Origin of the sequence: Nocardia sp. NPDC051929 (assembly GCF_044548645.1) — a bacterium.
Classification (GTDB): domain Bacteria; phylum Actinomycetota; class Actinomycetes; order Mycobacteriales; family Mycobacteriaceae; genus Nocardia; species Nocardia sichangensis.
This window is the reverse complement of record NZ_JBIUCG010000041.1, coordinates 23275-35956: the sequence shown is the minus strand read 5'-3', so window position 1 is coordinate 35956 and position 12682 is coordinate 23275. Positions and strand designations below refer to the sequence as shown.

Here is a 12682-nt window from a genome sequence, read left to right as displayed (position 1 = left end):
CCCGGTACTCACGAACCCGCTTCTGCTGCGGACCAATTCCCACCTCGACACCTCCACGATCGAGGTGTTGCAACGATCAGTTGAATCCGGCCAATACGTATCGGTGAAGTTCACCGAATCGCTTGCCCTGCATGGTCTGTCGGCATCGGTCGGCTCGGTCGGCGATGCCTACGACAACGCGCTCGCAGAATCGATCATCGGCCTGTTCAAGACCGAGGTGATCAACCGGCACGGCCCGTTCAAGACTGTCACCTAGGTCGAGTTCGCGCTCATGGAATGGTGCGACTGGTACAACAACGCCCGCCTGCATTCCCGCTTGAACTACCTGACCCCGGCCGAGTACGAAGCCGCCTACTGCGCTCAACAACCACCACGCCGACCGGCGCGGGTCTGAAACCGAAGCCGGTCCCCAACTCGACGGTTCAGTTTGCGATCTTCATCATGGCCGGTCTTCATATGTCCTCAGCGCCGTGGGCGACCAGCGGTGGCTCAGAGGGCGCGGGGGATGTCGTCTGCGTAATAGGCCGCTGTCAGTCCCCGGGTCAGCAGGCTGGCAGGCGCCCACTTCACCGGCCGACCGCAGCGACGGGTTCCTAGACTACGGATCGCGCTTCTGTTTTGCTAACCAATCGAGCCCCGGACCGGTGCGTCGGTCCGGGGCTCGTTCGGGGGTATTCGCGCCTTTCCACCGATCGCTCGGTAGTTTGACGGAAGCAAATATACCTTCGCGCTTAGGTTTCTCCAAATCGAACCGTCTCGTCTCAGCAGCCTCGGTGTCCGGCCAGCGAGAATCGTGACTCGGCAGATCTATTCCGTTTTCAGCATTCTCGGCAATTGGTGTCGATACCGCGGTGTCCGGGTTGCTGTGCGCATCGGCTCCACCGGTATCGGGGGTAGTGGTCGTCCTTTTTGATGTAGGACAGCCGAAGCAGGCTTGTTCCAGCGACATCGACAGCTCGGCGGCGAGTTCGGCCATGACCAGCATCATGATGGCGCTGTCGAGTTCGTTTGGGTCGGTGAGGATTCGTCGAGCACCATGCCGCTGAAGGCTTGTTTTCGGGTCAGGCCCGTCCGGGCAGCCAGCTCAAGGCCCACCGCTGTCCGCGGATCCCGTCGGCCAGGCGGATCGCGACATCCGGGGAGATGGCACTGGCGATTCGCAAGGGCCTGATGATCAGATCGTTCATGCGTCCGGCCACGATTTTCCCTCAGCGGCACCGTCTTCGCCGCTGATGCGCCGGCCACCCTGTCCCCCACCGCGGCGGCGGCGTCGTCGCGAAGGCGCGTGCTGCGCTGGGCTTGCTCGGTTTCGACGGTGGTGAGCCGATCGATGGTGCGTTGCAGCTGTTGCAGACCTGTTTCGACGTCATAGCGGTAATCGTTGTCGGATGCCAGGTAGCGATCGTTCTCGATATCGTACGGCCAGCGGGCTCACTCTTGGCCGACGACTACTCACCGATCGAGGACCTACAGCGATGGTTCGAGCACGACCGCACCGGATCACCCGCTGCCGTCGGTGACATCGCGTTCATCGAGGCGATCGCGCTGAAAGGTACTGCCGATGAGCGGCTTTCGTCCGGCACTGTAATCGTGGCTCTTTCACACGGAGAACGTCTCGAAAGCTGGTGGGACAACGCGCTCGGATTCCTCGATGACCACAACGCTCACTCGGATTGACTCCCGTCAAACCATCACGCGTGCCAGCCGAGGTCAGGCCAGCAACGCAGGTCGCCTCCGCCGAAACGGCGTCGGGACGACATCAAATGCCGCCCACGGCGACATTGAAACCCGCCCCCGATCGCATAGTTCTACTATCTCGTGATGGGAATCAGGTTGCACCTTGCGGTCACCCTCAATTTCGACCGCGCGATGGAGCACTGCGACAATCTCGTCCGAGTCCATCAACGTGCTGGTGGAGAGGGCAAGGGGCGACGCCGGGAGGAGATTTCGGTCAACCGGGCCGTCATCGTGATTGCCATCGCGAGCTGGCAAGCCGTGGTCCAAGACATCACCAGGTTTCTACTCGACGAGCATACGCCCAACCCTTCGCATCCCAACCACGGTGTCGCACAGCTACTTCGAGGTTTCGTGCTACGCGAACTCGATAAGTTCTCGACACCCAATGCCGAAAACACCCGCCAACTATTGCAGGCAGTCGGATTCAACCCGCGTCCGTATTGGACATGGCCAAACGGCGCGGCTGGCAGCCGCGCCGTCACTTACAAACCCCATGATGTAGAGGGGCAGCTACGGGACTGGCTGAAGGTACGACACGCGATCGCCCACGGTGACGAAAAGATGCCCGAGGTCAGCGTTCTGCAAGCCGTGCGAGACAGATCGGCCAGCAAGACAACCGGCCCCACGGTGCGACTGGCCGACGCGAAGGCATGCATCAAGTTCATCCGCACGCTGACCAAGGTCACCATCGACGGGCTCGATGCCGAAATGACGCCCCCGAATGCTGGCACTACGACCGTGTCGATACTGCCGCCAACCTCGCCCCCAGCGGGACCTTGACCTCGGGCCTTGCTGGCTTGCCCGCCAACTCCGTTCCACCACACGTGTCGTGATCTGTTACCGTTGGGGGCGAGTCACTGAGCTGCTACAACTCTTTGAACGCACTCTTTCTCGGCCGCGTACCCCCAGAGAAGTGACGTTGTTGCGGTTGCAGCTGTACAACTCCACCCGCCCACCAGCGAGGCGGCACACCGCTCGCATGCCGCCCATTTCATCTCGATCGCCCACCGTCCTGGGGTATCGCGCGGCCGACCGGCGGTCGCGAGCATCGGCGCGGGCACGGACACACCCTCAGCGTATTCCCAGCGAATACCGACCCGCTGGTGTGGTTCGCTGGGCTCGGGCGTGTGCAATTCGAGGAAGGTTCTCTGATCCACCAGGTCGCAGGTGGGATGAGTGTGTTCCGCATCGTCGAACTCGGTGTCGACGGCGACCCGACCAAAGCGTTGGTGCAAGCCGTCGGCGACGGCCCCGGCACCTACCCGTGGACGACCGATCTGACCTACGCGCGCCGACCAGCCCTAGCCGGCCGCCCGTCCGCGATTCGCTGCCCCCACCTGTCCGGTCGACCTCACCCCCTTCCCTCAGCACCGTCTACGGAATGCCGCGGCACGGGTGGCTGGCCGGGAGCGGCTGTGCCGGTGGTCGGTGGTGTGTGTGGACGGAGCGACGCGGCGGCGGTGTCGCCACTCAGGGACGGTTCGCTCTCCGCGGCGGCCCGTGATGGTGGCTGTGGTGCGGCGGGGTCGCGGTGGGTGCGCGCGGCGGTGAGCAGTTGCCGAACTTCTTTCAGGCTGATCTCGAGCAGTTCGGCGATGTCCTCCTCGGAGCCACCACGCTCACGGATGACAGCAGCGGCCTCGGCTTGGTCGGCGCGGTAGTGGGCGATCTCGCTCGCGGCGCGTGCTTCGAGGTCGCTGATCTGCTGGCGCAGCGCGGCGATGTCGCGATCACGGGCCGTTTCACACGCGGTGATCGCCGCCCAGCCGGCGAGGTAACGCTTGATCGCTTCGTGGATGGCGCGCTCGCGCTGGCGTGCCAGTTCTCGGCGTTGTTTGCTGCGGGCGCGTGAGCGTTCCAGTCGCGCGGCGACTTCCGGGGATCGAGCGGTACGCGGGGACCGCGGTGGGCGACGCGAGGGCATGGCCGGCCTCCTGAAATGTCGGGCCCGCCTGCTGATTCTCCCGCGCTCGATGCTACCCGCTGCGGCTACTGCCCTGCGCGCGAAACCCGGCGCACTTGCCCACTGTCGCCCACCCCCAATTTTGTCCATCCGATATCGAGGAGGCCGTGTCATGGCAGCAGTTGCTCGTCTGCCACGGCGAACAATGGGGTCACTCCCCGGTGGGGAACCGCCGGCCTCCACTGGTGGTGCGGTGTTGGCGTCTGGCCCGAACCTGCATAGCTATGATCACTACGTGTGAGGTTCCCCCGCATTGTTGGAGGGCGGGGTTATCAGGTTCCAGCCGGAACCGGGTGATGGTAGCTGGCTTCGAACTCGGCGGGTGATCGCCAGCCCAGCTTCTTCTGAATGCGCTGGCTGTTGTACCAGCCATCGATATAGGCGAACAGGGCGTTCTCGGCCTCGTCCCGGGTCCGCCAGGCCCGGCGATAAACCAACTCGGTCTTCAACGTGGAGAAGAAATTCTCCATCAACGCGTTATCGTAAGAATCTCCGACCGAGCCCATCGATTGCGCGATCCCGTTGTCGGCCAGCCGATTAGCGAACCGAATCGCCGTGTAGGTCGAGCCCCTATCGCTGTGGTGTATCAGCTCACCGTCGCGGATGTCACGACTCCAAACCGCGAACTCCAGCGCTCCGAGCACAAGCTCGGTGTCGCAGCGGTCCGAGGTTTTCCAGTCCACGATCCGGTTGGAGAACGCATCCCGCACCGCTGCCAGCCAGAACGCACCCTGACCGCACGGGATCCTGATCGCGTCGGCCACCCACAACCGGTTCGGCCGGTCCGCGGTGAAGACCCGCTCGACCAGATCCGGTGCCGGCGCCGCCCGTGGATCGGTTCGTGTCGAGGCGATGCGCCACCGTTTCCGCAGGAACGCGCCCTGCAACCCGGCGCCACTCATCACCCGCTCCACCCGTTTGCGGCCGACGGAGATGCCGCGCCGGGCCAGCATCGCATGCACCCGAGGAGAGCCATAGGTGCCGCCGGAGCTGGTATGGATATCGACGATCTCAGCCAGCAACGCCTCGTCCGCGATCTGGCGAGCCGAGCTCTGTTCCAGGCGTTTGCACCACCAGTAATAGGTCGACGAGGCGATCCCGAGTACCCGCAATACGAGCTCGACCGGGTGCTGGCTGTCCTTGACGAACCGCACGATCACCTCCGGGTCTGGCCGAGCTCCGAGGCGAAATACGCACTCGCAGACCGCAGAATGTCGTTGACCCGCTCCAACTCGGCGACCTGCTTACGCAGCCGCTTGTTCTCCTCGGCCAAATCGGACGCCTCCGGCTCCGGTCGCTGACCGGTGTCGGCTTGTCGGATCCAGTTCCGCAAGGCCTCGTGATGGACCCCCAACTGCTGGGCGAGCTTGCGGATCGTCGGCTTCGGGTCCGATTCCAGATACAAGCGGACCGCTCGAGCCTTCAACTCGTCCGGGTATTTCTTCGGTGCTGCCACGCGGGGCTCCTTCCCGGTCCTATCGGACCATGCTCAGAGCCCTCCAAGGAAGCGGGGGAACCTCAGTGTGGCGTGTTCGGCACCCATTGGCTGATAGAAGGTTCGGTGCCGTGGTCGCTTTGGTAGTGCTCGTAGTTGAGGGTGAACATGGTGCGCCATTGGTCGACGATCATTTTGGCGGCGTTGGGGTTGGTTGCTTTCTGGTCTGTGCCGTCGGGGGTGCGCGAGAGCCATGTTCCTGTGGGTGTGTAGATGTCGAGGAAGTAGTCGGATTGTTGGGGTGTTTGTCCGCCGGTGTGGCCGAGGACGTAGACATAGCCCTTCATCTCGGTGGCGATGTCGAGGTAGGTCACCGATGGGCCGGGGTTGTGCAGGTCCGTGGTGGCGTTCCAGTGGTGCACAGCTAGGTGGGAGTGATCGTTCTGGTCGATGGTGATGCGGTAGGAGGTGTCGCTGACGGTGTCGGTGAGTAGCCATGTGGCGCCGGGTGCCAGGACCTGCACTGTCACGGTTGGGGTTAGGGTGCAGGTGGCGGGCAGGGTGATGCCGCGGTCGTTTTCGAGGGCCGCGCGCAGGCTGTCAGGGATGGTTCCTTGGGCGAGGCCGGTCTCGATGCCGCTGTCGATTTGGTAGCCGTTTCCGGTGACTTTGACGTCCGCGGCTTGGGGTAGGTAGTAGCCGTGTTGCTTGAATTCGTTGAGGATGTCGGTGGAGACTGCGTTGATCCGCAGCATGTGGACGTCGTTCGCGGCGAGGGTGAACAGCGGTTTGCTGTTTTGTTCGACGTGTAGCTCACCGCCTTCGAGGGTGACCTGGTAGTTGCTGCCGTTGGTGGTGTCGTTGATGGCCCATTGGGTGGAGAGGTCTTCTCCGGTGCTGAGGGTGACGTCGAAGGAGTCGCCTGTGCGGGTGAGGAGGTAGACGGTGTCGCCGGCGTCGATGCGGTAACCGGAGGAGAGGGTGACACCGGCGTTGGCGAATGCTTGGCGTAGCGGTAGTGGCGCCAGTCCTGTGTCGAGTGTGGCCGAGGTGGTGGCGGTGGCGGGTGACAGGTTGGGGACGACGCCGCCGTCGAAGCAGTGCACGGGGTTGCCGTTGATGTCGATGGCTTGGATGCGCTGGTTGAGGCTCTCGAGGATCAGGATCCGGCCGTCTTCGGTGACCGCCAGTCCGCACGGTCCCGACATCAATCCCTGCCGGGTGCCTGCACCACCCATGGTCAGCGCGGGCATGGCTTGTGCGTCGTCGACCGGGGAGGTGGGCAGTTTCAGGATTTGTATGGTGCTGTTGGCCCAGCTGGCGGCGATGACGTAGCCGTTGGGGTGCACGGCGAAGGCGTCCATGTGCGGGATGGTGAAGTAGCCGAGAGTTTTGCGGTTGGGCTGGCCCACACCGAAGGGTGTGGTTTCGTCGAGCACGACCTGGCGCAGGAAGTAGTTGACCTCACCGCCGACGAGCTTCGGTTCGGCGTAGAAGTTGTGGGGGCTGAATGCCTTTTGCGGCCAGGGGTAGACCTGGAGTTGGTCGGTGACACGTCTGATGTCGTAGAGGGTGGTGGCGCCGATGGTGATGCTCCATTCGGCCGTGCGGGTGATCACGGTGATTGTGGGATCGGTCTGGCCTTGACTGTTGGTGATCGGGTAGTTCGCCGCAGCGAACGCGTCTTGGATGGGCTTGCTGACGCGGCCTGCGTCGAGGTCGGATTGGACCTCCGACGGCAGGGTGAACAGCGGCGCGGGACCGAATTGGTCGTAGACGATGAAAGGTTGGTCGCTGAAGCCGCATTCGGAGAATTTGTAACCCACCGAGGGGTCGGCGAGGGTGCTGATGTTGGCGAAACTGTATGACTGGCCGGTTTCACTGCATCCCGGGCCGGGATAGTTCTGGCCGGAGGCGCTCCAGCAGTAGCCGAGCATGTAGGCCTTGTCGTTGAGGGTGACATCTGTCAGCGCGCACAGGTTGTCACCGCTGTTGACGCAGCTGAGATTCGCTGCGACGGGCGTGGGTTGATCACCGACATGCCACACGTGCTTGCGTTGCTGAGAGTCCCAGGCGGTTTTCTGCTTGTAGCGGTACTGCGTCTGCGTGGTCAGCGGCACCAGGCTCTCCTGGATCGAGCCCTCGATCGGCAGTTGCGCTTGCCCCTGCGGCACAACGGCATCGACCCAGGCGCTTTGCCAGCGTCCTGCCAGCCAGTCGGTGTCGGAGTACACCCCGAAGACGACCTGTAGCTGGCTGCCCGCGGGGAGGTCGGTGAAGGTCGTGATGACCGGGTCGCCGGCATGCCCATCGACCGGCACGGCACCGGTCTGCTGGTAGTTGGTGCCGTCCTTGTATTGCACGATCGCGACCCAGTGGTCGGCTTCGGTGGGCCAGACCGCGTCTTGGGGGGTGCGCCCATGTGTCGGGTCGGGGTGCACAGTCAGTTGCATCTGTAGTTGACGCTTGACTTCCACGGTGTAGGTAGCAGGCGACTTCAGCACCTCGACGGTGGTCTCCGTGATCTCTGCAGCGGTGATGGCCATGTTCACCGCACGAAGGACCCACCCGACGAACGGGATGGCGTCTTCGACTTCGGCGACCGCGATCCGAGTGAAGACCCAGGTCGCCAGTTTCTCCACCGCGGCGTCGACAAGGATGCCCGCGAGCTTGCCGGCGAGGGTCGCCAAAGCCTTCTTCATGCCGTCCTCAGCCCATTGATAGCCGACGTAGTCGGCGAATACGAAGGCGGCCGCCGCCTTGAGCGCGAGCATCAGTTCCTTGTCGGCTATCAGCGCCTTGTACCAGCCGCTGCTGGTGATGATCGCTCCCGCGGCGAGGAACAGCACCGGCACGCCGTATTGGAAGATGCCGGTCGCGACGGCTCCGGGCACATCGATGTCGGTATCCCAGTCGGACAGACCGATCCCGCCCCACAGCAGTTCGGCTTCGCTGGCCTGTTCCGGCCAGGTGAACGTTAGCTTGGTGGGGTCTGTCGGGGTCGGGATGCCCAGGACGGCGTTGACCGCTGGAACGGTACCCAGAAAGTATTTCCCGCTGCTGGGGTGATCGAATATTCCATCCCATATTCCTTGGAAGCCGCTGACGTTGGTGAGCACGTTGCCGGCGTCGTCGCGGAACCGCACATAGGCCGAGAGGGTGCGCAGGTAGTCGTTTCGGGCGGCCAGCGTGAAGGTGCCGTTGTGGAACGACAGCAGATTCGTCGGGACGTCCAGGCCGTGTCCGGGTGTCTTGTTGTTGAGGGTGAACGTGTAGCCATCGGTACCTGCGGCCTCGCCGAACACGCCGGTACCAGCAGCGCGTGGAGGTGACACGCCGGGGTTTTGGGTGGCCACCGGGTGTCCCGGGTTGACCGACCATTTCGTATCGCGCAGTCGCAGATCGTCTTTGGTTTTACGGATCGCCTCGCACAGTGGCCCTTGGCCGGCCGCGCCCGCCGTCTGGTCGCTGAGCTGGTAGTGATACACGGTTTGTCCGGCCTTGGCCCAGGGGCCGGTCGGGTTGTAGCTGTAAGGGGCGCCGTGCTCATCGGTACACGCGGTGATCGTGGCCCATCCACCCGTTGTCGTCGCTTGACCTTGGCTGGAGAGGGCGAGTGCGAAGTCGTGGATGCCGCCGGTATTGGCGATCGTGTCGATGACGATGGCGGCGGTGTGGCTGTCGAGACTGGCCAGCTCGGGATGATGGAACAGGATCGACTTGGCCGTCTCGATCGGTGTCATCAACAAGTCGGCATCCAGGGTCATGGCCAAGGTGGCTTCCGGCACACCGAAGGCTGCCAGGGTGGAGTTGGGGACCACGGCATTCTCGGCGATCTTCCGCAGAGCGGGTGTCGTGGTGCGCGCCGCCACCCGTGCGTGGCGTGGGACGTGGATCGTCATCGCCACCAACGGGGGCAAGGGCGAGTCATCGTCGCGGTAGTGCACGCGCACATGATGCGGCGCCTCCTGCGACACGACCACATTCTCGGCGTAATGCGTGAACCGGGCCGACTGTTCCTCGGGCATCGCTGCCAACGCCGCGTTCTGCTGGCGGGCTTGCGCGAGTGTCTGCGGGGTATGTGCCCGCACAGGATATTCGCTGCGATAGCCCTTGACCCAATACTCACGCTGCTGGCCATCGGCAACATGGCTCAGATCGAGATGGAAGGTGACGCGATCGGTGGAAGGCATAGGAAGTTCCTCTTTCCTCGACAGAACGATGCACTTAGCGCCCGGCCCACCGGCAGCACCCAGCCGGTGGGCCGACTCGACTCGATTCGGTGATGGTGGTTACAGATGCACGGCGTCTGTCTCACCCGGGGCCCTGTGGGCAGGAAATCTCGGCGACTTCGGGGAGCCGTGCAAGGCCAGGCGCGCTAACTACCTGAGGAAGCACCAATTGTCTTCTGAGGGCACGCATGCCGGCGGATGGGGCGGCTCTCCTGCTGTCATGAGGGTCTCCACCTCGATGCCGTGATTGCGCTGGGACCATCGCATGCCGTTGGGGCAGGTGGTGTCATCGTCGATGGCCTCCATCAGGCCCTTGGTTTCACCGAAGTTGGGCGCCTGTTGTGTCTGCTCGTTGTCTGCGTTGTAGGCGGTGACCAGCAGAGGCGGGCTACCGTACACCCGGATGGCACTGGTTTGACCAGTACGCAACAGCAGTGAGAACGTGCCGTAGGTTTGCTGCAGGGAGGATCCGGAGGTGTCGTAGTTGTCGATCGACCACTGTCGTCCGGCTCCGACGACGGTGATGGTGGCTGTGTCGATCACCGGATACCCGGCGTTGATGAAGGCGTTCTTGAGTTTCGTGCTCACCTGTCGGCCGTCGAGGTCGGAGGTGAGGGAGGTGTCGGTGATGTCGAACAACGGCACACCGACGAACGTCTTCGCTGGGCCTGAGATGCTCAAGGCGACAGCCGCGCCCGAGAGGTCGGCACCGGGAAGCCGGGCGCCGGTGAGATCCGCGCCCTGCAGCGAGGCGGATGCCATTGACACAAACCTGTTATCGCTGCTTTGGCCCAGCGATGCACCCCGCAGGTCGGTGTTGACCAGGTTGGCCGACGACAAGACAGCGCCGTTCATTTTGACCTGGCTCAGATCCATGGTGGCGAGGTTGGCCTGGGAGAGGTTGGCGTCGGTCAGATCGGCCCCATCAGCCCTGGCAGCCGCTCCGTACCACTGCGCACGTGGCAGGTCGACAGATACAAGATTCGCCGAGGTCAAGTCGGCATTCGGCATGAAGCAATTGGCCAAGACGGCTGCCGGTAGCCCGTTGCCGGCGGCGAAGCGGGCACCTTTGAGTTTCGCGTTCTCCATCTTGGAGTAGGACAGGTCACAACCACCGAAGGACACCCCTTCCCCGCCGCCGAGAGCGCTGGCATCGCTCAGGTCGGCGCCGACAAAGATGGTGTGGTGGAACGTCGCCTGGTTCAGCACCGCGCTGCGCAGGTTGACGCGGGAGAAGTTCACGTTCTCGACGGTCGTACCTGTCAGATCGACGCCGTCGAGTTGGGCGTCGGTGAACTCGGTCTTATCGTCCAGGCGTACACCTCTCAGGATCGACCCACTCAAGGTGGCCTTGATCAGCGTCGCACCTGAGAAGTCGGCATTGGTCAGATCGCAGCTGGTCAACTTTATTCCGGTTACGTCATCGCCGGAGAAGTTCACCCACCGCAAATCCAATCCATGACCGCCCGAGGTCAGTAGATCGGCCAGGCCGGGGCTGATAACGCGTCTGTCGAAGCGCCCGCCCGCTTCCCTGGACGGGTCGTTGAAGTCGTAAGCGAACTCCGCGTACAGCATCGTGCCATCGGCAAAGAAATACGGGGTGTATCCTTCCACGTCATCACCTGCAATAGCGTCGCCCGCGAGCTGGAAAGTCAGGGCGGAGGCCAGGGTACTGCAGGTGGCCAGCCAGAGTCCTCCACCCCGGGGCGGTGTGCCTCCCGAGCTGAATACTAGATGCTTTTCATTGGCGGCCTGGAAGGCGACGTTGGAATCGAGGTCGCCGTACACATTGAGCCGCTGATCATCGGTCGGCGACGATTTGAACGGGGTCATGACCATCTGGCCCGAACCATTCACTGTCACCGCATTAGTGGCGTCTAAAGTGTTGGTCAGGACCCATTTTCCGAGGAATGGAGCGTTCATATCGCCACCAACTCTGCGTGCTCGAAGCCGCTTGGGCTTGACAGTTCATCTGCAAAGCAGATCGCCCCCGGCGGTGCGAAGTTTTCTGGAGGCGGAGCGATTCGTGAGCAGATCTTGTCCAACTCGGTTACCCGAGGTGCCGGAATAATACCGGACAAGGTGAGTGGATCGATATCCACGATATTTCCCCTTGATAGCGTTGAATGCGGACGCAGTGGATGTGGAATAAAGCGGCACCGGCATGGCATTTCTCGATCGGCACTCGCCCTATCGCTTCGCATGCGCTGTGTTTGACAGCTTCACTCACATCTTCCCCACCCCGCATCCGGCTCTCGTGTTCGCCCCGATTTCGGCAGCCTGGGCGAACCAGCACCGCCGGTTCTCCGGACAATTGTGCAGCGTTGGTTACAATCCGGTGCTGGATGCGGAATCTGGTCCGGAAGTGAGTGACCAATGAATAATTGATGATCGGATGTCTATCCCGAAGTTTAGTACCCCGCCGGGTCGGGAGCGTAGTAATTTCGTTTGACTCGACAGTAACACTTCAGCTACTGTCCGGTGTCATGAATCGCACCCTGAAACAGACCTGAGTTACTATAATTGCCAGAATTCCGCATGACTGCCCCTACTCGGCACTCTTCTCGGGTTCCTCGATAAGAACCGGGTCGCCGCAAACATCGCCTTGTCAGCTTTTAACCTTACGTTCGGATGCAAGTGCATATGAACGCGGCGTCAGGTCATGCTTTCGTCGCCACAAAGACCGCCCAGTGATCGAGGCGGGAACGCTCGGCAGAGTCCAGCCGCGCTGACCGGCGTGTTAACTGTGGCCTTAGGGAGGCGCTCGGCGCCATCCGTCCGAGCCGGATCAAAGTCGGCGGGTAACAGCTGGCCTTCACTCCGATGGAGGCCAGCCGGTGTCCTCGGCGGATCGGTCTGACCGGACCATCCGCGGCATCGGCATCCGGGGCTCATCCAATCGGATCCCCCCTGACATCAGCCGCAGCCCCTGCCCGACGTCACGATCAGTAGCAATTCCAGAGCTGGACGGGCCAATACACGACAGTTGAATGCGATCTCACCAGTAGTAACCCCCAAGTCTAGACCGGTGCGCAGGCCGATATCGGCGCAATTGTGCCGGGGCTGCTGCTCCGATTGGTCGTGGATGGTTAGCGTCCGCGTGCTTCGCGCCGGTATTCGCGTGCGAGTGCCCGGGCTTCACGCCCGGCACAGGTGGCGCCGGGGGTCGGCGGCTGCCGGCTCGGTGCTGTTGCCTCCCGCTCAAGCGCGTATCAGTCTCGAAGTGTAGACGAGGTCGCACCCCCGCAGCGTGAAGAGATCAGCTGGTCCGGTGGCGCCCGCCCGCCGTTCTCAGTGCAGGCTGAACTCCTGAAC

The 12682-nt window shown here is 62.8% G+C and carries 10 protein-coding genes and 1 pseudogene; 4 read left to right on the top strand and 7 right to left on the bottom strand.

The genetic code is table 11. The features are described 5' to 3' along the window. Together ACIHAX_RS36615 and ACIHAX_RS36610 are read left to right on the top strand one after the other, a co-directional pair. A pseudogene (locus ACIHAX_RS36615) lies at nucleotides 1-256 on the top strand (IS3 family transposase); the annotation flags it as partial. A gap of 15 nt (nucleotides 257-271) precedes the next feature. Further along, complete coding sequence (locus ACIHAX_RS36610) at nucleotides 272-394, top strand: integrase core domain-containing protein (protein ID WP_397282248.1); 123 nt, start codon at nucleotides 272-274, stop codon at nucleotides 392-394. A gap of 204 nt (nucleotides 395-598) precedes the next feature. On the opposite strand, the gene ACIHAX_RS36605 is transcribed toward ACIHAX_RS36610, so the two are convergent. Further along, nucleotides 599-976, bottom strand: coding sequence for a hypothetical protein (locus tag ACIHAX_RS36605; RefSeq protein WP_364439976.1), 378 nt, complete (start codon nucleotides 974-976; stop codon nucleotides 599-601). An 85-nt stretch (nucleotides 977-1061) separates the two neighbouring features. Beyond that, nucleotides 1062-1187: a hypothetical protein gene (locus ACIHAX_RS36600; protein ID WP_397282246.1), complete on the bottom strand. Its 126-nt coding sequence runs from the start codon at nucleotides 1185-1187 to the stop codon at nucleotides 1062-1064. 112 nt (nucleotides 1188-1299) lie between these two features. Here ACIHAX_RS36600 and ACIHAX_RS36595 point away from each other — a divergent pair, with 112 nt between their 5' ends. Together ACIHAX_RS36595 and ACIHAX_RS36590 are read left to right on the top strand one after the other, a co-directional pair. After that, on the top strand, nucleotides 1300-1677 hold the full coding sequence (locus ACIHAX_RS36595; protein ID WP_364439974.1) for a hypothetical protein: 378 nt from the start codon (nucleotides 1300-1302) through the stop codon (nucleotides 1675-1677). A 144-nt stretch (nucleotides 1678-1821) separates the two neighbouring features. Continuing rightward, complete coding sequence (locus ACIHAX_RS36590; protein WP_364439972.1) at nucleotides 1822-2517, top strand: hypothetical protein; 696 nt, start codon at nucleotides 1822-1824, stop codon at nucleotides 2515-2517. A 571-nt stretch (nucleotides 2518-3088) separates the two neighbouring features. Here the strand turns inward: ACIHAX_RS36590 and ACIHAX_RS36585 are convergent. The 5 genes from ACIHAX_RS36585 to ACIHAX_RS36565 form a co-directional block, all read right to left on the bottom strand. Then, nucleotides 3089-3661 carry a hypothetical protein gene (locus tag ACIHAX_RS36585; RefSeq protein ID WP_364439968.1) on the bottom strand — a complete coding sequence of 191 codons (573 nt, stop codon included), beginning with the start codon at nucleotides 3659-3661 and terminating at the stop codon, nucleotides 3089-3091. Between the two features lie 311 nt (nucleotides 3662-3972). Then, on the bottom strand, nucleotides 3973-4854 hold the full coding sequence (locus ACIHAX_RS36580) for an IS3 family transposase (protein ID WP_397282243.1): 882 nt from the start codon (nucleotides 4852-4854) through the stop codon (nucleotides 3973-3975). 2 nt (nucleotides 4855-4856) lie between these two features. Beyond that, complete coding sequence (locus ACIHAX_RS36575; RefSeq protein ID WP_194982285.1) at nucleotides 4857-5156, bottom strand: transposase; 300 nt, start codon at nucleotides 5154-5156, stop codon at nucleotides 4857-4859. A 62-nt stretch (nucleotides 5157-5218) separates the two neighbouring features. Further along, the gene (locus ACIHAX_RS36570) at nucleotides 5219-9328 is read right to left on the bottom strand and encodes a hypothetical protein (protein ID WP_364439517.1); all 4110 of its coding nucleotides are present in this window, start codon (nucleotides 9326-9328) and stop codon (nucleotides 5219-5221) included. A gap of 189 nt (nucleotides 9329-9517) precedes the next feature. Further along, nucleotides 9518-11290 carry a pentapeptide repeat-containing protein gene (locus tag ACIHAX_RS36565; protein WP_364439514.1) on the bottom strand — a complete coding sequence of 591 codons (1773 nt, stop codon included), beginning with the start codon at nucleotides 11288-11290 and terminating at the stop codon, nucleotides 9518-9520. Between the last annotated feature and the right edge of the window lie 1392 nt (nucleotides 11291-12682).